Here is a 19,147-nt window from a genome sequence, read left to right as displayed (position 1 = left end):
CCGCTGGCGGACCCTTCGTCACACCACCGCCAGCCCACGGCAGATCGGCGACATCGTCCGCGCCGCTCTCCACCTCACCCACTTCGAATACCGATACCTACCGAATCCATGCTGAGATCACGTCAGTGTGGTCCTTGACTCGTCCTCGGATGCTGCCCTTCGTCGACTGACCCGGGCCACCCGGACGGCCGTGGGTCATTATTCGGATCTATCAGAAATGAACGGCTTTCCCACAGTTCCTGAGCCGTCGACCGCTGGTAGGTGAAGTGCGATAGGAGGCCAGTCGGTCGGTGGCGCGGGTGTGGATGCGCGTCGAAGCTGGCTTCCGACAGCTCGTCGCTCGGGCTCGCGGCCGCCGGTCGAGCGCGAGGCCGAGCACGTCACGGGGTGATTCTGGCCGTGGGGACGCCGCTCGCATCTGTGGGTCCCGGCGGACGGTCACCAGTCAACTCTCGGTGCCGCTCGGACCATGGTCGGAGTGCAGGGGCTGCTACAGATGGACGGCCCCGAGCCGGTGAGGCTGACATAGGTGCGCCCGGGCCGGTTTGCATCAACAGACACCCGCCCCGCCGGTTCGCCGCAGACACCTCGGCGGCTCGTTCGGCCGAACGGCACGGATCGGAACCACCGAACGCAGGGGGCCGGGGGCGGCGACGCACGGCTCGCCGCCGTGACTCTGAAGACTGGTGCACGTCACCGGTTGGAATGCGGTGCCGGATGCGGTCACGACCCGACCCGATCGGGCCGTGACCGCACACCGGCTCAACGCGGGGCAGGCGTGTCGCCGTGGCTGTGGCAGGTATACCCGTTACTTCCAGTCGTTGCTGTCCGGAAGAAGGATCATGTGGTGAGCGGTCAACGCATCCGCCAGCGCGGAGAACTTCTCCTCACTCCAGTGAGGTGGCAGCTTGCCGGAGGGGTCCGGGTCCTCTCCATACTTCAGGAAGAATTCCTCGGCGCCCGCCGGGCTGTAGAAGACAAGCAGCCTGGACGGCTCCGTACTGATGTTCTTGAAGCCGTGCCGCGTACCACGGGGAATGTAGATGAAGTCGCCGGCGGCGGCGTCGAAGGTCTGGTTGCCGTTGATGAATTTGAACTCGCCAGAGACGACATAGAACGCCTCATCCTCGGCCCCGTGGGCGTGCGGCAGGTTGCCGAACCCGGGTGAGACCTCACCCTCCATCAAGCTGAGCTTGCCGTCGGTCTGCTTGCCCGTGGCCTTGACGGTGAAGGTTTCCTGACCACCATTGATCAGTTTGGTGATTCCCTCGGAGCTGCGCACCACGAAACCGTTGGCAGCGCTCCAGACCGGATCACTCTTGTCCGGAAGTGGAAGATCCAGATTGATGATAATTTCCTACCTTACTGTGAGAATTTGATACGGCTAGGGCTCGAAGTGGCGCCAGCGCTGCGTTGAATCGCGTACCCCGCCGGTCGGTGTAGTAGTAAGGAACCTTTTGACGTACGCCGCAGGTCGACAGCCACCGAAGGCGGTGGCGATCGGCCGCGGCCGCCAATCCGCCGGGGTCCGTGGCGGACAGCACCCGAACCGGCGGCCCCGCCGTGGTCGGATCCGGCAGCGGTGGTCATACCCGTTCGGTCTCCCTCGTGGGTAGGCTCGCCAAACTTCCGGGGTAGGTAAAGGTCGGGACGGCGAGTTCGCGCCTGAGCACCTGGGCCACGTCGTTGGCGAGTCGCTCGACGGCTCCGAGCAGTTGTGCTCGAGGCATGCCGCCGAAGCCGACGTGCAGCATCAGCCGGCTGATGCCGTACACCTCGTGGTAGGCGGCGACCTTGTCAACCACCTCCTGCGCGCTGCCCACGACCAGGGCGCCCCGTGGCCCGGTGAACGTGTCGAACCGCTCCGGACTGAGCACAAACCCATGTCCGCGCTGATGGTTGTTGTCCCGAAACCCCGCGGTGAAGTACGGATACATGGTCCGACGCGCTTCCTGGCTGGTTGTACCGACGTACCCCTGCACGCTCAACCCGACCCGCAGGCCGGCCGCGTCGTGTCCGGCCCGCTCGGCCGCCCGCCGGTAGAGCTCAACGTTGCGCGACGCCTGGTCGACGGCGCCGACCAGCACGCCGAGCATCATGGGCAGTCCTCGGTCACCCGTGTCCATCGCCGAGGTCGGCGTCCCGCCCACCCCGACCCAAACCGGCAACTCCTCCTGCACCGCTCGCGGGGCGATGTCCGCCTCACGCAGCGGCGGGCGGAAGCGCCCGCCCGACCAGGTGAGCGGGTTCGCCTCACGGATCCTCAGAAGCAGGTCGAGCTTCTCGCGGAACAGGTCCGCGTAGTCGGTGAGGTCGTAGCCGAAGAGCGGGAAGGATTCGGTGTACGAACCGCGACCGGCGATGATCTCCGCCCGGCCGCCGGAAAGCAGATCGAGCGTGGCGAACTGCTCCCAGACCCGGACCGGGTCGTCGGAGCTGAGCACCGTGACGGCACTGCTCAGCCGGATCCGAGCGGTGTGCTCGGCCATCGCCGCCAGAACCACCGGTGGCGCGGTCGCGACGAAATCAGAACGGTGGTGCTCCCCCACGCCGATCACGTCTAGGCCGCCCTGGTCGGCGACCTCGGCGAGCTCAACGAGGTCACGCAGCTGCTGACGGGGTTCGGGCAGCCGGCCCGTGGTCGGATCGGCAGTCAGCTCGCCGAACGTGATCAGCCCGATCTCAATCGGCATGGTCGGTCTCCTTTCCCGCACCGGCGGGTGTTGCCGGCGGAATGGGGAAGTTGCGGTTGAAGACGTTGTCGGGGTCGTAAGTGGCCTTGAGTTGCCGGAGCCGGCCGAGGGTAGGTTCGGGAAACGCATCCAGCAGCCGCTTCGGGTCGGTGTCGGTTTCGAAGCTGAGATACATGCCGTCGAGCTGCGGGTACAGCTCGGCCCAGTACTTGTCGAGCTGTGGCAGGTGCTCCGGCGAGGTGGCGGCGAGTACCGAGAAGTTCTGCGTCCGGTGCGGGTAGGCGGTCGCGTCACGAGGTACGTCGTTGACCGCGCCGCCGACCGAGCGGAGTTGGACGGCGAGCACGTCGCCGGAGTGGACCATGGTGTGCAGGGTGGCCGCCGATTCGGTGGTGATGTGGTGTAGCAGCCCGCTGTGGGTGTTCTCGATGCCCTGCCCGTGGTGTCGGTTGTGGGGTGGTGCGACGATCGCCGCGTACGGTGCCAGTTGTGCCTGTTGGTCAAGGACCGGACCGATCTCCAGAAACGGGGTCAGCGCGGCCTGGGCCGCATCAACGTCGTCCCTGGCATAAACCAGGGTCACCTGGGCGAGCGGGCTCGTGCGTCGACGGCTCGGGTAGATGGACAGAAAGCTGGTGAGTTCCCGCGGCGCGTTTTCGACCAGCCGTCCCCAACGCCGCAACACCTCAGCCGTGTCGGACGCGTCGATGGCGAGGTGGGCGTAGACGACGGAGTCGACCTCGTACGCCTCAATTTCGAGAGCGGTCACGATGCCGAAATTGCCGCCAGCGCCGCGGATCGCCCAGAACAGGTCGGGGTGATTCGCGGCATCGACGCGTGCGAGGGTGCCGTTCGCGAGGACGATTTCGGCGGCGAGAATGTGGTCGATGGTGAGGCCGTAGCTACGGGCCAGGTATCCGATCCCGCCGGTGGTGGCGAGCCCGCCGACGCCGACGTCGCCGTAGTCACCGGAGCTGATCGCCAGGCCGTATGGGGCCAGGGCCTGGGCGACGTCGCCCCATCGGGCGCCTGGTTCGAGGCGAACCCGCCGGCTCGCCCGGTCGAGTACCTCCACCTTGTCGAGTCGGCACAGGTCGATAAGGATGCCGCCGTCGTTGGTGGAGCGGCCGCTGATGCCGTGCCCGCCGCTGCGTACCGAGATCGACACAACCTGACTGCGGGCGTAGCTCAGCGCGTCGGCCACCTCGGCGGCGGTGCCTGGGCGTAGCACCAGCGCCGGTGACCCCGGGCGGGTGTAGTTGTGCCGCACCCGATCGTAGTCCGGGTCGCCGGGCTCGACGGCCTGCCTGGCTAGCGTCGTGGGCAGGCCGTCGTAGTCGATGCCGGGCTGGCGCTTGGCCAGAGCGACGCTCGACCGGGCAGGCCCGGTCGGAGTTCCGGCGGTCGCCCGCTCGCGGGCGACCGCCTCCCGCAGCGCGGGGGCGACCTCCTGTCCGAAGGTCTGGATCAGGCGCGGGTCGTCGCGGCCGATCAGGAAGGCCGTGAACCCCTCCTGGAGTACGAGCGGGAGGAGTTGGTCGACCCACTGCTCGGGCGGGCCCTGGAGGAACCCCCTGCTGTTGGATGAGATGTCGACCTGGAACAGGTTGAGCAGCCGACGGATCTGTCGCGGATCACGTCCCGCCGCCACCGCCGCCTCGTCGATGAGGCGATTGGCAGTGTTGCGGTCCGGTGACCGGAGGTATTCCAGGGTCGGCAGCCAGCCGTCGGCGGTCTGGCCGGTCAACGCCAGCATCCGGGGCTGATAGGCGCCGAGCCAGATGTTGATGTGGTGGGCCGGCGCCGGGCCGCGTCGCATACCAGGAATCCGGTAGTACTTGCCGTCGCTGCGCAGTAGTCCGGGCGAGGTGTCATCCCAGACACCACGCAGAATCTCGATCGCCTCGCGCAGCGCTGTCACGCCCTGTCCCGCGGTGAGTCGGCGACCACCCATGCCCTCGACGCCGTCCCAGAAGGCGCCAGCTCCGAGACCGAGTTCGAACCGGCCACCGGAGAGCAGGTCCAGACTCGCGGCGGCCCGGGCCAGAACCGCCGGTGGGCGCAACGGCAGGTTCAGCACGTTCGCGGAAACCCGCAGCCGCCGTGTGCGGGCGGCGACCCAGCTCAACAATGTCCACGTGTCGAAAAAGTCCGGGTTGTACGGATGGTCCTGGAAGGTGACCAGATCCAGGCCCGCCGCCTCGGTCAGCTCGGCCAGCGCCACCACCTGGCCCGGCGCCTGCGCCGTTGGTGTGACGAACGTGCCGAACAGGAGATCGTGGCCATAATCAGACATTGCCCCACTTCCCTCTACCATCGTTCGTCCTACATAAGGTCTTAGCTCAGATCTTTTGTTCCACAACTCGTCTTTGGATCGACGAGAGAGTGCCATGGACGTCGCGTTCGCCACGGCCGAGGGCAGGGCGACACGCATCGTGGCTGCCCAGGGACGCCTTGCGGATCTTTCGGCGGCTGCGGCTGCCCAGGGAGGCGATCGTCACACCCGTTGCGGACGGCGCCTGCACGACGTCGTCCCGGCCGCCGCCCAGCCGTAGCCGTCCGGCCGGCGAACCTGACCGCCGGATGGCCACCGATAAGGTGGCCCAGCCTGGGCGCCGTTCGCATCCGTAACAGCCCTAGCGTTGGGCTGGCCGCCATCCTTGTGCCGTCCGGCGCAGCGGACGCGGGCAGGCGATGACTGACCATACGGACACGGACAGGTGCCTTCGCCAGCCCGGCACAGCCCTCGCACACACCCATTCACTGGTGATGCACGGCTAGGGCCTCACGGATGCGAGGCCAACCGCCAACAGCCACAGTCGCATAATGGTCGTCATCCGCTACTTGCGGGGAAAGGCACATTTGGTCAGCCCTACGGAGAGAGCCCACCCACCATGACGCAGGTACGTACGGCTTGGCAGTGGCGCAACGCACACCGGGCGCCGGCCAATCGGGTGACGATGGTCGAGATCTTCTTCGATCTCGTTTTCGTCCTGACCCTGACCCAGCTCACCCGGATGCTCGAGGCGGACCTCTCGCTCACCGGGGTGGGCCGAGTTCTACTGCTCTTCGGGATCCTGTGGTGGATGTTCGACGGGTACGTGTGGCTGCCCAACCATGTGCCGCCTCAGCAACCGGTGCAGAAGCTGCTGCTGTTCACGGCGATGGCAGGCTTCCTCATCGCCGCCGTAGGAATGCCACACGCCTTCGGGGAAACCGGGCTCGTCTTCGCGATGGGCTACCTCGTAGTGATCTGCGTGCACCTGCTCATGTTCACCCAGGCCGACCTCGGCAGGGCCCTCCGCCGGCTGGCGGCGTACAACCTCGGCTCAGCTTCGCTGGTGCTCGCTGGCGGGTTAGCCCACGGCACCGTCAGGTACGGGCTGTGGATGGCCGCGCTCGCGCTGCAGATGGTCATTCCCTACTTGGTGCCGCGCCTGTCCTGGATGAGTCTGGTCTCCTCGTTCCGGATCGAACCTGCGCATTTCGTGGAGCGGCATGGGCTTCTTGTGATCATCGCGTTGGGCGAATCAGTTGTGGCTATCGGGATGGGTGTGGACGGCGAGCACCTCACCGCAGGCATCGTCGCGGCTGTGGTCCTGGCACTGGCGTTGCCCGTCGCCTTGTGGGCGGCATACTTCACTGACGCCGGCGGCACCGAGGCCGCGCTGGCCGTCACCGAGCCTGGCCCGCGGGCGCGGCTGGCGCTGCGGATGGGCTTCGCGCACGTACCGCTCATGCTGGGCGTCGTGATCGCCGCCGCGGGTATTCACTCGGTGGTGGCGCACCCGGGCCATCCGTCTACCTCGGCAGCAGCGCTGGCGCTCTCCGGAGGCGTCGTCGTGTTCCTCGCCGGGATCGCCGAGATCCGCCACTCGCTGCGCATTGTTCCCGTACGCACAAGGCTCGTCACGGCGGTCGCGGTGCTCGCCATGATGCCGATCGGTGTCGCCGTAAACGCCGGGCTACACCTGGCTGCGGTGGTCGCGGTCGTGGTGGCGATGCTGGCGGTCGACCGCCACGCGGCCCGGACGCTCGGCCGGCCGTCGGATGGGCCCTAACCGTCGCCGAGCGGGGCGGGCGCAGCTGCCGATGTGGTTGGTCGACGCTACGGTGGTGTCGGGCGGGCATCGATTCAGCCGAAGCCTGCACGGACCTGGACCCGGAATGTGCCCGTCCCCGAGCCGCTGCCCTGTCCACCTTGCTCGTGATTGCCGCGCGGTACCAAACGCGCGATGCAGATCGGCCGACCCTGACGCGGGCATTGGCACCGATGTCCGCGATTCGCCTCGCCGCCGTCAATGATCATCGCTGCCAGATCGACCAGGGCCCGACCCCTATCATGCACCGGCCACCGGCCACCGGCCACCGGCCACCGGCCAGCCCCGCCGACAGCGCCCCAGTCAGCCTGGCCCGATCGGCCAGCAACCGCGGCAGCGCCGCACCGACGTGCGGCACCACACCCGACCCGCCCGCGGTGGCCCGCAGATCCTTCGACCACGCCGTAAGCTGCACCTCGGAAGTGGCCCCATCGAAGAGAAACCCGTAGATGTCGCAATCACAGGTTTCCTTGCAGGGTAGGCACCTCCGCTCATCTACAGGCCGACCAACAGCGCAGCCCGGCGATCACCGTGAATCACCCAGGCTAGGGCCTGTACGGATGCGATTGGCAACGTGGCCAGGCGACGCTGGCAGCGGCACGGCGGATGACGGAACCACGTCGCCCAGCCAGGTCAGCGGAGGTAGCCTCGGCGCTGTCGGAGGACGAGCATCGAGGACGGAATCACGAGATCAGGGACGCGTTGGAAGGCCGAGCCGTGCGAACACACCCGATTGTCGGACGCGCCGAAAAGGTGGATGCGATCCGCGACACGAACATCGTGTTGACTGGCGCGACAACCGGGATCGGCCGTGCCACCGCGCTGACGATCGCAGACCGAGCCGGTCGTCTGATCCTCCACGGCCTGGAACAGGAGCACGAGGTCGCGGACCTGCTGCATACGGTGCGGTCGACGATGCGTCCCGATGCCGAGCTGATCTATTTCACGGCCGACTACAGCGACCTCGCCACGGTCGTGAGGCTCGCCCGGCAGATCCGTTCGGCCACCGACAGGATCGACCTCCTCATCAACAATGCCGCGCGGCCTGGGCCGCCCACCCGGACGGTCAGTGGGGCCGGCGCGGAGGTCACGTTCCAGACCAACTACCTGGCTGCGGTCCTCCTGACGACCAGGCTCATCGACTTGGTCGGTGACGGTTATGCAGGGCGGATCGTCAACGTCGCATCCGCCACGCACCTTTCAGCGGCGCTGCTCCTGGACGACCTCGACCTGGCCCGCCACGCATACTCGCCATCGACCGCGTACGCGCACTCCAAGCTCGCGCTGGTCGCCTACTCCTGCTGGTTGGCCGCGCATCGACCCAGCCGGTCACTTGACGTCGTCAGCATGCACCCGGGGGTGATCTCGACCCGGCTGTTGCACGCCATGTTCTCCATCGCCGGCGATCGGCCCGAACATGCGGCGGCCAACCTCCGGTACGTCGCCTTCCGCCGCGATGACAATGGCACCTACTACGACGAACGGAACCCCCAGCCGCCCAACCCGCAGGCGTCCGATCGGGCGACGCAGGACCGCCTGCACGAGATCACGTCCCGTACCCTCCACGACCTCATCTGATCCGCGAGCCGAAGGAAACCAGCACATGAAATCCAACCACGAGATCGTCGCCGACGCCTTCGCCGCGTGGACGGCCGGGACCGGATACATCACGAGCATCTTCGCACCCGACATGCGCTGGGAGATTGTCGGCAGATCGGCTGCCTCCGGCACATACGACAGTACTGAGCAGTTCGTCCACGAGGTTCTGCACCCCTTCGGCGCCCGATTCAGCACAGACGCACCCTTCCGCCCGGTCACCATCCGCGCCATCTACGCCGACGACGAGCAGCGCACGGTCGCTGTGGTGTGGGACGGTGAAGGCATCACCGGTGCCGGTACGACATACCGGAATACCTACGCCTGGTTCATGACCCTTGAAAACGGCAAGGTGATCGACGGCACAGCCTTCTACGACAGCATCGCCTTCAATGAACTGTGGGAGACCGTCAGCCCCGCCCCATAGCAGGCTCGTCACGATGTTCGCACGCTGCCGGCGGCAGTGGCTCTCGCCTCGGCACTGCAGGACGCTCGTGGTCATGCCAGCAGCGCGGACCGCTACTCGGCACCGGCTCGCCGGACTTCGTCGGCCCGGCCGCACGCGCCGCGCGTCGCCAGGCTTCCGCCCCTCGGGCCGCACCCGGCTCAGGGGATTCCGGTGGCGGATCTGACACTGCGGGATTCCGGGGTAGGGCCCCGAAACCACAGGTACGTGCCCCACCCCTTCGGGATCAACGGCAGGCGCCGCCCACCCGATAACGCCAGGCCGCTGGCCAGGCAACATATGCGGCCAGCAGGCGCTGAACCTGCTGCCGCCGGTGCACGACAACGGCGTGCCAACGTCGAACGGGGAACCGAGTCCGAGACGGCACAATTGCTCATCGTCTGTGCCCGCGGCGAGGCGGCTTCACCGGCCTGCTCCTCGGCTCGATCTGTCACACGGGCCTGCACCACGCCGACTGCCCCATCGCCGTCATTCGGTAGGAGTGGGGCTACTGACGTTTTCTTGGGTGGCTTTCATGATCGCCCAGGGAGTGGTGGCAGAGTCCGCCACGGTGGAGGTCGGCCGTGGTGACAAACATGGAGGTGTAGCAGCCGCGGCCGCAGCGGGTCAGTACCCCTTTGACCGCGACGACCTGCCGGAACTGGTTCCTTGCAGATAGGCCCGGTACGGCGGCTATGTTGCTGGCCTGGATCGACGCCAGGGTGGCATTCCTCTCGGACAGGCTCCCGGGATTGCGTCACAGCGCCCCACGGGCGCCTTTGATCTGCTGTGACTCGCCGGCGCAACGACCTTTGCCGCCGAGTGCGGTCTTCCATCTCTACCCGCGCACCGTGTCCAGGTCGTCGGTGCCCCACGCAACCACGTCATCGCGATCCAGATGACAACGGTGCGCAACCACCGGTTTTCCGCCGCCGCGTGGTAGTAGAGGGCAAGCTGCACCGCACCCACCACGAGTACGCGACCACCAGGGTCAGCCGTACGTTCACGTCACGACCGCGCCGCCCGCCGTCGGGCATCACGATGTCGCCTAGAAAAATGGCAGCCATCGCGATAACCATGCCGACCCGGACGACACCCGGTCGCTGTGGGTCTCGTTACCTAAGCCAGGTGTAGGACGACCAGCGTAGGTACTGTAGCCAGCCACTCCGGCGAGCAGACGGTGACGTCGAAGGACTCCCCGCCCGGCGTGTCGGGCGGGCCGACGATCATGCGGGCGAGCAACGCGAACTCGGACGGATCGTCAGGAAGCGTCGACGGGTTGGGATCGAGGTGGAGGCTCTTGAGGACTGCTCGCACACCGCTGATCTTGCCGTACCAAACGTCCGCTCATGCCGCCCTCCGAGTGTGACAGCCGCGGGTCGGCGCGATCGAGCCGGTCAGCTCACGCCGTGCCGTCGAGATAGCCGACCTACATGGAGCTCGACGCGATGCGGACGCGATACCCCCAGCGCCGTAAAACCAGAGCGATCTTCGCAGCGCCAGCCGGGTAGGCGGAGTGGACATTCATGACGCCGACGTCAAAGGGACGCTCGTCGAAGGCCGCCCGTTCGAGGACCTCCACGACCGGCCAGATCGCGTCGTCCCCGCCAAGGTCGTGGTCCAACCACAGCTCGTCCAAGCGCCGGTCCCGGTACCGGCCGAGGAGTTCAACTCCAGCGGCGCGGGTCCGGGCCACCTCGGCGGGCACGGCCATCCACGAACGAACGGAGGTCATCCACCAGGACGATCGTTCGGGAGGCGGCGTTCACGCGATGATGATGCCTGGACGGTCATGATCCGACATCCGGATTCGCCGCAGATCGAGCCTGACCCCGTTAGGGTTCGGGCTCACATGGTGTAGCCGTCCGGGCCCGAGGGGATGGGCTGGCCTGCCGTTTCGGAGGGGCCGTCGCTGCGGGAGGCCTCGTGGTCCAGCGGCGGTCGGGGGCTGGGGCTGATCGAGACGAGGTAGCCGTCGTCGCGGACGATGATCTGGTCTGTGCTGGCCGAGAGGATCTGATGTACCGGTCGTGGCAGGGCGACCGTCAGGATCGTTCGACCGGTGGCGATTCCCCAAACTCGCAATACCTGGTCGGCACAACTGGTCACGACGACGGGGCCGCCGTCGAAGACGGTCGGCAGGATCGCCCAGACCTTGCCGGGATGCGTCAGTGTGGGCCCGGACCGCTCACCGGTCACAAGGTCGGTGCAGGTCACGATGTCGTTCAGGGCGCTGACCACCACCCCGCCGGCCACGTCCAAGGCGGTGATGGCGTGTGGTCCGGGCCAGTTCCGGCGGTCTACGGTGTATTCGGTCGGGTCGATGGCCTCGGCGAATCGGCCGTGAGGTGGGATCTCGGTCAGGTCGGCGCCGTCGAACAAGCGGATCCGACCGTCGCCGTCGCCGCTGAGCACGACGGTACGGCCAGCGAGGTCGCCGAGCGCGACCGAGGTCCCCGGCAGTGTTCCGCCGAGCCGGGTCGAAGCGCGTCGGGTCAGCGTGGCCACGTCCCAGACGGCGAGGGTGCCACCACGGTCGATCATCGCGACAAGACCATCACGTGCGGCGACAGCCGACAGAACCGGCCCACTCGTCCAACGCTGAGGCGCGGCCCGGATCTCGCCGGTGGCAGGGTCGACAACCGTCGGTTGGAGGCGCTCCACGGACACGGCAAGGTCCCGGCCACCGACGTCGACAGTCCGCACTTGCACGTGCCCAGCTATCAGCGGATGGGCGCTGGTGCGCTGGCCGGCCAGCCGTAGTTCGCGCCCGTCAGTCGAGTCGTACACCCGGTACTGGCCGAACTCGTCCACGCCGACGACAGCGGCCCGCCCGTCGACTGTGGCTGCACTTGCATCTATGAGACGCGGCCGATCCTCGGCGTCGCGTGGAAGGGGATCGGTGAGTTCCAGAAGGTTGACACGTCCCTCACTGCTGCCGCCCTGGGCCGCGAAAATGAACCGGCCGCAGGCGACGACATCGTCGACGTCATGCGTGAAGTCGGTACGGATCGATCCGCGGACGGTGCCGTCGCGCAGGTCGACGATGCGCAACGCCCGCGACACCCCGATCACCGCGCAGGCGCCGTCGGCGGTGAACGTCAGCGCGTCACTCGGATGCGTGCCGGTGGAGAACTTCGCCACCGGTGCCGTCGTTGTCGGATCCCAGACGGTCAGCAGGCCGCTGTCCGCGACGGTCACCGCGCGCCGCTGACCGTCCAACATGGTCCAGCTGGCACAGCGCAGCCACTCGGGCGTGGGCGCCTCGCCGGTACGCCGCAACCCGTCCAGGTCGTGAAAGCACAACGTCTGCGTCCAGTCGTCCTCACCACCGAAACTCAGGACAACCGGAGCGCCGTCGGTACTGATCGCGACTCCCCCGACACGGCCACCGTGCGCAGCCGTTCTCGCCAACAGTCGACCAGTGGCCAGATCCCACTGCAGCAGGTACCCACCCTCGGTACCGGTAACCGCCACACCAGCACCGACCGCAAGGCTGCGTAGGCCCCCCGCACGCCGGGGAATGTCGTCCGGATCGGTGGCCAGCAGCAACCTGCCGGTGGCGAGGTCCCAGACGAGTAACCGCTCGTCCTCGACCGCGACGACGGTGTCACCGACGAGAACGGCGTCATAGTTGATCTCGTCCCAACCTCGCAGGCGCACCCGGTGCGTCACACCGTCCGAGAGGGAAATCCGGTACACCACGTCCGCGGCAAGTGCCCACGCGTACGTGTCGTCCAGGCGCATCCCTTTGATCAGGGACCCGAGCTGGTGTGCCTGCCGGAACGCCGGACTCAGCGGATCCCCGGCAGTCCACGACGGCAGCCACTCCGCCTCGCCCTCACCCCGCAGCCGCTCGGCATGATCGGCCTGCCCACGCCGCAGAAACGTCAGCATGCGCTCGAAGCGATCCAACGCGGGTCCTTCCTGCAAGATCATGGAGGCGACACCCCTCCCCCACGGATGCTGACAGCACGACAACACCTCAAACGGCGCCTCCGCACCATCGTGCGGGTGGCCATACGGCGAGAACACGATCGTCGCCCCCACCGGGGATACGCATTATCCCTCAGCGATGGCTCAGACCCGCCACGCCGACCGCCCAGGGCCAACACCACCAAGAACCGGTCCGCCAACCGGCGCGACAGCCGACCGGAAGACAGCCCGTCCAGCACCTCAACTGGGACGGAGCAACTACACACGGATCTGCCGCATACCGGTTGCCGGCGTAGCAGAGCACGGAACGACTGCCAGACAGGCGCCCGCGACTGTCGTCGCGACAGGCATGCCACGAGCGCCAACCGTCGCCCGAGTGAACCCCCGACCCGATCTCTGTGACGGTGACCGCTCCTCATGAAGGGAGAACCTCATGCATGGTGATCACCTGAGCCGGCCGGAGACCACACCATCCGACCGGACTCAAAAGCGCCAAGCGCATCAACCCGGTCGCGGCGAACCCGCGAGCAGGCGAACCCACCCCCGCCACACAGCCCCGACCCGCAGAAACACCGACGCCAGATTCTCACCCAACTGCCGTGCGCTCCGTCCCACCGGACCACGCATCAACCCCGCCACGACCCCGGCGCGAATCAGGTGCTCCCAAGTTGCTCCCATCGTAAGGAGCACAACACGAAACGGCTCGTTACCGAAGATCCGGTAACGAGCCGCGTGACCTGCATGTATAGCTGGTGGGCGATACTGGGTTTGAACCAGTGACCTCTTCCGTGTCAAGGAAGCGCGCTCCCACTGCGCCAATCGCCCTCGTTGTTGCCGAGGTGGAGACGGGATTTGAACCCGTGTACACGGCTTTGCAGGCCGTTGCCTCGCCTCTCGGCCACTCCACCGAGGTTGCCCCCGATGTGGCGGCATCTCCGAGCGGACGACGGGACTCGAACCCGCGACCCTCACCTTGGCAAGGTGATGCGCTACCAACTGCGCTACGTCCGCTTGTCTTCCGGTGTTTCCCGGTGACGGATGAGAACTTTAGCCGAGCCCGCGAGCGGATGCCAAATCGGGGCCGCCGACGGCGGGTCAGACGCCCCTGACCGGGACAAACGCCGTGGCCGCACCCACCTCCCCTACAACATCCTAGGAACCTGGATAGGAGGAACTGGGTGCGGCCCGACGGGTTCCGCCGCTACTTCGGGGCGTTCAGGTCGGTCAGCGCCTTGGCCGCCCCCCGGTGCAGGATCACCGGGTCGGTCCGCCAGGCGAACTGGAGGCTGATCTCCTTGGCCGCCGCGTTCGCCTGCTCCAGTTGCGGCTTGCGCTCGAAGAGCGCCTTGGTCAGCACGCAGACCAGGTCGGCGTCAAGGTCCTCCTTCACCAGCAGGAAGTTCGGCACCACGATGGTCTTGACGTCCGCCGGCGTACCGTAGGTGGCGGCGGGGACGGCCCCCTCCTCGTACACCGGGTTGATTTTTTTCATCTCGGCGAGCAGCGGCGTGATGTCCAGGAAGCTGACCTGGTCCCGGGTGGTGGTGAGCAGGTCGGTGATGCCCGGGGTGGGCAGGCCGCCGGACCAGAAGAACGCGTCGATCGAGCCGTCCTTCACCCCGTCGACGGTCTTGGTCAGGTCAAGCCGCTGCGCCTGGATGTCCTTCTCCGGGTCGAGGCCGGCCGCCTGCAGCAGCCGGTTCGCGATCACCTCGGTACCGGACTTCGGCGAGCCGGTGGAGACCCGCTTGCCCCGCATGTCGGCGACGGAGGTGATGCCGGCGTCCTTGCGGACGATCACCTGGGTGTAGTTGGTGTGGATCCGGGCCAGCGCCTGGACCGGCTGTTTCTGCCCGGCGAAGCTCCCGGTGCCCTGGACCGCGTCGGCGGCGGTGTCCGCGAGCGAGAACGCCACCGCGTACGTACCGGCGACCAACTGCTGGATGTTCTGCACCGAGGCACCGGTCTCGGCCGCGGTGGCCCGGACCCTGCTGCCGGGCGCGTTGGAGATCTGCTCCGCGTACGCGTTGCCGAGCGCGAAGTAGACGCCGGTCGCGTTTCCGGTGGCGATGCCGATCCGGGTCTCGGTCGCCACGTCGCAGGTGATCTCACCGCCGGCGTCGGTGCTGGCGGTGTTCTGCCGGCCGCCACAGGCGACGAGGGAGGCCAGTCCCATCCCCGCGACGATGACCACGGCCAGGACCCTCGATGTACGTCTCATCTCGTTTCCTCTCCCAGGTTCGAACCGACCTCTCGCACCGTCGGGCCGGCGCCGCCCGCCGGCCCGGCACCGGCACCGGCACCGGCACCGGCACCGCCGGACGGGGCGACCTCGACGGAACCACCAACCGGACCGGTCTCGGCACCACCGACCGGACCGACATCAACACCGGCGGAGACGGCCGCCGCCGGTGCACCACCGGAGACGGCCGACGGTGCACCGGCGGGCGGGGCCGGTACGGTCCGGCGACGGTGGACGAGCGCGACCACCACGGCGAGCGCGACCAGCGCGACCCCGATCGTGATGGAGACCGGGTGCAGGTAGAGCAGGAGCAGACCGGCGACCGCGGTGAGGGTCCGCTCGACCGGTCCGGCCGGGCCCACCCCGAGCAGCCAGCCGCCGGTCGCCACGGCCAGTGCCGCCACCCCGAGGCAGCCGACCAGGCCCGCCCAGAGCACGTCCAGTGGTGCACCCCGGCCGAGCAGGTACTCGCCCGGGCCGGTCAGCACGAACGCGATCGGGGCGAGGAAGGCCGGCAGGGCGTACTTCAGGGCCTGCCACATGGTGGGCACGGTCCGGCCGCCGGTGATCGCGGCCGCGCCCACGGCGGCGAGTGCGGTCGGCGGGGTGACCTCGGAGAGCACCGAGTAGTAGAAGACGAACATCGCCGCGGCCGGGGCGGGTACGCCGAGCGCGAGCAGCGCCGGCCCGATGATCACCCAGCCGATGATGAAGGAGGCGGTGACCGGTACGGCGAGACCGAGCAGCGACAGTGCCACCGCGGCGAGCAGCACGGTGAGCGCCAGTACGACGGTCGGGTTGTCGCTGACCGCCTGGGCGCCCCGGACCAGCAGCGAGGCGAACTGGGCGCCGAGCCCGGTCTTCGTGGTGGTGGCGGTGACGATGCCGGCGGCGGCGCAGACGGCGGCGACCGGGAGCACGCCGCGTACCCCGGTGGCGAGCGCGGTGGCGAGCCGGCGTGGGGTGAGCCGGTGCCGCCGGTCGAGGAAGGAGAGCAGCACCGCGAGGCCGGTGGCGTAGACCACGGCCCGGATCGCGCTCACCCCGACCGCGAGCAGGACGACGATCACGATCAGTGACGAGAAGTGGTAGCCGAAGCGGGCCAGCAGGCGCCATGCCGAGGCGGCGGCCACCTCGACCGGCCGTACCTGGAACCGGCGGGCGTCGATCTCGACGGCGAGCAGGATGCCGAGGTAGTACAGCAGGGTCGGGATGACCGCCCAGCCGAGCACCGTCAGGTAGGAGACCTCGAGGTACTCGGCGACGATGAACGCCGCCGCGCCGAGGGTGGGCGGGGAGAGGATCGCCCCGACCCCGGCGGCGGCGAGCATGCCGCCGGCGTGCTCGGCGGGGTAGCCGGCGCGGCGCAGGATCGGCCAGGTGACCGCGCCGACGCTGACCGCGGTGGCGGTGCCGGATCCGGAGACGGTGCCGAGCAGGAAGCCGGAGGCGACCGCGGTCCGCCCGGCGGCGCTGCGGGAGCGTCGGAACGCGGCCACCGAGAGGTCGACGAAGAACCGTCCGGCGCCGGAGAGGTCGAGCACCGCGCCGTAGATGGTGAAGAGCACGATGTAGGTCGCCGCGACGTCCAGCGGGGTGCCGTAGAAGCCGCTGCCGGAGTTGTAGAGGGCGTCGACGATCTGTCCGAAGTCGAGGCCGGCGTGGGCGATCGCCCAGGTCTGCGGCAGCAGGCCGCCGTAGTAGCCGTAGGCGAGGAAGAGCAGGCAGACCACCGGGAGGATCCAGCCGGTGGTGCGGCGGCACGCCTCGACCAGCAGGACCAGCAGCAGTGCCCCCATCAGCACGTCGACCGGCGCGAGCAGGCCCTGCCGGTCGAGGAAGGCGTCGTAGCCGCCGCCGGCGTCCCCGACGGCCAGCGGCAGCACCGGGTAGAGGCAGACCAGTAGCGCCAGGCCGGCCAGGACCCAGTCGAGCGCCGTCGGCCGGTCCGGGCGGCGGGTGGCGGGCGCGCCCTCGGGTACGTCCCGGGCGGTCCGCGCCGGCAGTCGTAGCCCGGAGCGGTAGGCGAGGAAGACCAGCGGCAGTACCCCGGACAGGAAGATGATCAGATAGAACTGGCTGCCCTGCGACAGTGGGCGGAAGACCTGCCAGAGCACGAGCAGGGCGACGGCGAAGGCGACCACCGCGACGCCGGTGCCGACCGGCCCGGTCAGCTGTCGGGCGGGGCGTTCCTCGTCGTCGTACGCCGGGCTGGCCAGCTGCGACGCGGCCGGCGGCGGTGATCCGCCGTCCGGTGTGGACGGCCGCCGGTCCGGGGACGATTCGGCGGTCGCAGTCGGAGGGATCTGGGCCACACCGTCTGACATGAGCGGACACTACTACGGGCCAGCGACCGGTGCCGATCTTCGTGGGCCGGACGGTTGCCCGGCCGGGACGAACGGTCGCCACCCGGGACGAACGGTCAACTCCGCAGGTCGGGCGGTCGACGAGACAGGTCGAGCGGTCGTTCGCCACGGCGGGCGGCGGTCCGATGTGTGGGGAAGGGGCATTTCCTGACCCGGAGGTGTCGGCGGGGGCCTTCCTGGCAAGGGAGCGCGGTCGGTCCGCCGCCCGGCTCCACCGTTCGAGGGACAGCGCCCCGATATTTACGATGTTGGTAACTTATCCGACGTGTTGGTAGCTTATTGTGCGCGCCGAGATGGGCTACGGTAACCGCGTGACGAGACGTGCGGCCGAGGTGCGGCTGGATGCGCTGCTGCGTACCGCCTGTGAGGTGATCGCGACCCGGGGTCTGGCGAACACCCGCACCGCCGACGTGGCACAGGCCGCCGGGGTCAGCCAGGCGTTGGTGTTCTACCACTTCGCCACCAAGGAACGACTCGTCGCGCAGGCGTTCGCGTACGCGGCCGAGCAGGATCTCGGTCGGCTCGACGCGGTGCTCCGGTGCACCGCCACTCCGTTGGGCAAGCTCAAGAAGCTGCTCCGGCTCTACGCCCCACCGGGCCGGTCGCGGTCCTGGGCGATGTGGATCGACGGCTGGTCCGAGTCGCTGCGTACGCCGGAACTGGAGAAGGTGTCCCGCCGGCTCGACCTGCGACGGCGGGAGGGGCTCGGCGAGGTCATCGCCGCCGGAGTGGCCGAGGGGGTGTTCAGCTGCGACGATCCGGCCGGGGCCGCCTGGCGGATCAACGCGCTGATCGACGGGCTCGCGGTGCAGTTGGCGGTACACGAACGGGTGATCCCCCGTCGGCAGCTCACCGGGTGGGTCCGGCTCGCGGTCGCCCGGGAACTCGGGCTCTCCCCCACCCAACTGGACTGAGGGCCGCCCGGCTGGACTGAGGGCCGTGCCCGGCTGGAGTGACGATCCGCCGGTTACGGCCGCGCGTCTGGAGGCAGAATCGGGGCATGGAGTTGCTGCCCGCGTACCGGCGTACGCTGAGCCACCTGGCCGATCAGGTCGGTCAGGTCGGCTACGACCAGTGGGCAGCTCCCACGCCGTGTCCGGACTGGGACGTCCGGGCGCTGGTCAACCATGTGGTCGGCGAACTGTACTGGTCGGTGCCGCTGCTCGCCGGTGCCAGGGTGGCCGAGGTCGGCGACCGGTTCTCCGGTGATCTGCTCGGCACCGATCCGGCGGCGGTCGCCCGGGACGCGGCGGCCCAGGCGGACCGGGCGGCGGGCGAGCCGGGGGTGTGGGACCGGACCGTACGGCTGTCGTCCGGGCCGACCTCGGCCGACGAGTACCTGCACGAGCTGATGGCCGAGTGCCTGGTACACGGCTGGGACCTGTCGGTGGCGGTCGGTTCCGTCGTCCGCCTGGATCCCGAGGCGGTACGGGAGTGTGCCCGCTGGTTCACCGGGCGCTCCGCCGGGTACCGGTCGAGCGGGCTGACGGCGTCCGAGGTGGAGCTGCCTCCGGGGGCGGACGACCAGGCCCGGTTTATCGCCGCCTTTGGTCGCGACCCGGGCTGGCGCGTCGAGGCGTGAGGCCCGGGCTGGCGCCGAGACGTGCGGCCCGACCAGGCCCGGACCGGCGCGCCGGGGCGTGCGGCCCCCACGGGACCACGACCGGCCGGCCGGGTGCGGTGGGCGGCGGCGTCCGTTGACAGTCGGATCACCCCGACGGTACGTTCGGGCGGCTGTTGAATGGTTTCATATTGCCTCGCCGCCGAGG

11 protein-coding genes, 3 tRNA genes and 1 pseudogene are annotated in these 19,147 nt (G+C 68.6%); 5 read left to right on the top strand and 10 right to left on the bottom strand.

The annotated features are described in order from the left end of the window. Nucleotides 1-808 precede the first annotated feature (808 nt). The 3 genes from ABGB21_RS31425 to ABGB21_RS31415 all read right to left on the bottom strand — a co-directional run bounded on the left by ABGB21_RS31425 (nucleotide 809) and on the right by ABGB21_RS31415 (nucleotide 4,989). Nucleotides 809-1,282 carry a cupin domain-containing protein gene (locus tag ABGB21_RS31425; protein ID WP_347658214.1) on the bottom strand — a complete coding sequence of 158 codons (474 nt, stop codon included), beginning with the start codon at nucleotides 1,280-1,282 and terminating at the stop codon, nucleotides 809-811. Nucleotides 1,283-1,586: 304 nt separating this feature from the next. Further along, complete coding sequence (locus ABGB21_RS31420) at nucleotides 1,587-2,693, bottom strand: LLM class flavin-dependent oxidoreductase (protein WP_347680853.1); 1,107 nt, start codon at nucleotides 2,691-2,693, stop codon at nucleotides 1,587-1,589. Then, nucleotides 2,683-4,989: an LLM class flavin-dependent oxidoreductase gene (locus ABGB21_RS31415; RefSeq protein ID WP_347680851.1), complete on the bottom strand. Its 2,307-nt coding sequence runs from the start codon at nucleotides 4,987-4,989 to the stop codon at nucleotides 2,683-2,685. Before ABGB21_RS31415 ends, ABGB21_RS31420 begins: the two co-directional genes overlap by 11 nt. 598 nt (nucleotides 4,990-5,587) lie before the next feature. On the opposite strand from ABGB21_RS31415, the gene ABGB21_RS31410 reads away from it, so the two are divergent. From ABGB21_RS31410 to ABGB21_RS31400, 3 genes are all read left to right on the top strand, one after another. Further along, complete coding sequence (locus tag ABGB21_RS31410) at nucleotides 5,588-6,754, top strand: low temperature requirement protein A (RefSeq protein ID WP_347658219.1); 1,167 nt, start codon at nucleotides 5,588-5,590, stop codon at nucleotides 6,752-6,754. A 756-nt stretch (nucleotides 6,755-7,510) separates the two neighbouring features. After that, nucleotides 7,511-8,371 carry an SDR family NAD(P)-dependent oxidoreductase gene (locus ABGB21_RS31405; protein WP_347658220.1) on the top strand — a complete coding sequence of 287 codons (861 nt, stop codon included), beginning with the start codon at nucleotides 7,511-7,513 and terminating at the stop codon, nucleotides 8,369-8,371. 25 nt (nucleotides 8,372-8,396) lie between these two features. Beyond that, a complete protein-coding gene (locus ABGB21_RS31400) occupies nucleotides 8,397-8,816 on the top strand; it encodes a nuclear transport factor 2 family protein (RefSeq protein WP_347658222.1) in 420 nt (139 codons plus the stop codon). 1,447 nt (nucleotides 8,817-10,263) lie between these two features. Here ABGB21_RS31400 and ABGB21_RS31395 read toward each other — a convergent pair. The 7 genes and pseudogenes from ABGB21_RS31395 to ABGB21_RS31365 form a co-directional block, all read right to left on the bottom strand. Further along, nucleotides 10,264-10,603 (bottom strand): annotated as a pseudogene (locus ABGB21_RS31395) (cyclic-phosphate processing receiver domain-containing protein). 79 nt (nucleotides 10,604-10,682) lie between these two features. Then, the gene (locus ABGB21_RS31390) at nucleotides 10,683-12,884 is read right to left on the bottom strand and encodes a WD40 repeat domain-containing protein (RefSeq protein WP_347680849.1); all 2,202 of its coding nucleotides are present in this window, start codon (nucleotides 12,882-12,884) and stop codon (nucleotides 10,683-10,685) included. Between the two features lie 636 nt (nucleotides 12,885-13,520). Continuing rightward, nucleotides 13,521-13,595 (bottom strand) — tRNA-Val (locus ABGB21_RS31385). A gap of 12 nt (nucleotides 13,596-13,607) precedes the next feature. Further along, nucleotides 13,608-13,678, bottom strand: a tRNA-Cys gene (locus tag ABGB21_RS31380). Between the two features lie 30 nt (nucleotides 13,679-13,708). Beyond that, nucleotides 13,709-13,781, bottom strand: a tRNA-Gly gene (locus ABGB21_RS31375). Nucleotides 13,782-13,971: 190 nt separating this feature from the next. Continuing rightward, nucleotides 13,972-14,991 carry a TAXI family TRAP transporter solute-binding subunit gene (locus ABGB21_RS31370; protein WP_347680847.1) on the bottom strand — a complete coding sequence of 340 codons (1,020 nt, stop codon included), beginning with the start codon at nucleotides 14,989-14,991 and terminating at the stop codon, nucleotides 13,972-13,974. Further along, nucleotides 14,988-17,339, bottom strand: a complete 2,352-nt coding sequence (locus tag ABGB21_RS31365) for a TRAP transporter fused permease subunit (protein ID WP_347680845.1) — start codon at nucleotides 17,337-17,339, stop codon at nucleotides 14,988-14,990. Before ABGB21_RS31365 ends, ABGB21_RS31370 begins: the two co-directional genes overlap by 4 nt. Before the next feature lie 350 nt (nucleotides 17,340-17,689). Between ABGB21_RS31365 and ABGB21_RS31360 the strand changes: the two genes are divergently transcribed. Beyond that, nucleotides 17,690-18,292 carry a TetR/AcrR family transcriptional regulator gene (locus tag ABGB21_RS31360; protein WP_347656832.1) on the top strand — a complete coding sequence of 201 codons (603 nt, stop codon included), beginning with the start codon at nucleotides 17,690-17,692 and terminating at the stop codon, nucleotides 18,290-18,292. Nucleotides 18,293-18,378: 86 nt separating this feature from the next. After that, on the top strand, nucleotides 18,379-18,960 hold the full coding sequence (locus ABGB21_RS31355) for a TIGR03086 family metal-binding protein (RefSeq protein WP_347656833.1): 582 nt from the start codon (nucleotides 18,379-18,381) through the stop codon (nucleotides 18,958-18,960). Nucleotides 18,961-19,147 lie beyond the last annotated feature (187 nt).

The sequence above is a fragment of the Plantactinospora sp. B24E8 genome, from assembly GCF_039871735.1.
Classification (GTDB): domain Bacteria; phylum Actinomycetota; class Actinomycetes; order Mycobacteriales; family Micromonosporaceae; genus Plantactinospora.
Note: the sequence above shows the minus strand (reverse complement) of the source record. Positions and strands in the feature narration are given on the sequence as shown.

Coding starts and splice junctions, on each gene's coding strand:
- ABGB21_RS31420 (WP_347680853.1), bottom strand. CDS start 2,693: ATGCCGATTGAGATCGGGCTGATCACGTTCGGCGAGCTGACTGCCGAT.
- ABGB21_RS31415 (WP_347680851.1), bottom strand. CDS start 4,989: ATGTCTGATTATGGCCACGATCTCCTGTTCGGCACGTTCGTCACACCA.
- ABGB21_RS31410 (WP_347658219.1), top strand. CDS start 5,588: ATGACGCAGGTACGTACGGCTTGGCAGTGGCGCAACGCACACCGGGCG.
- ABGB21_RS31400 (WP_347658222.1), top strand. CDS start 8,397: ATGAAATCCAACCACGAGATCGTCGCCGACGCCTTCGCCGCGTGGACG.
- ABGB21_RS31370 (WP_347680847.1), bottom strand. CDS start 14,991: ATGAGACGTACATCGAGGGTCCTGGCCGTGGTCATCGTCGCGGGGATG.
- ABGB21_RS31365 (WP_347680845.1), bottom strand. CDS start 17,339: ATGTCAGACGGTGTGGCCCAGATCCCTCCGACTGCGACCGCCGAATCG.
- ABGB21_RS31355 (WP_347656833.1), top strand. CDS start 18,379: ATGGAGTTGCTGCCCGCGTACCGGCGTACGCTGAGCCACCTGGCCGAT.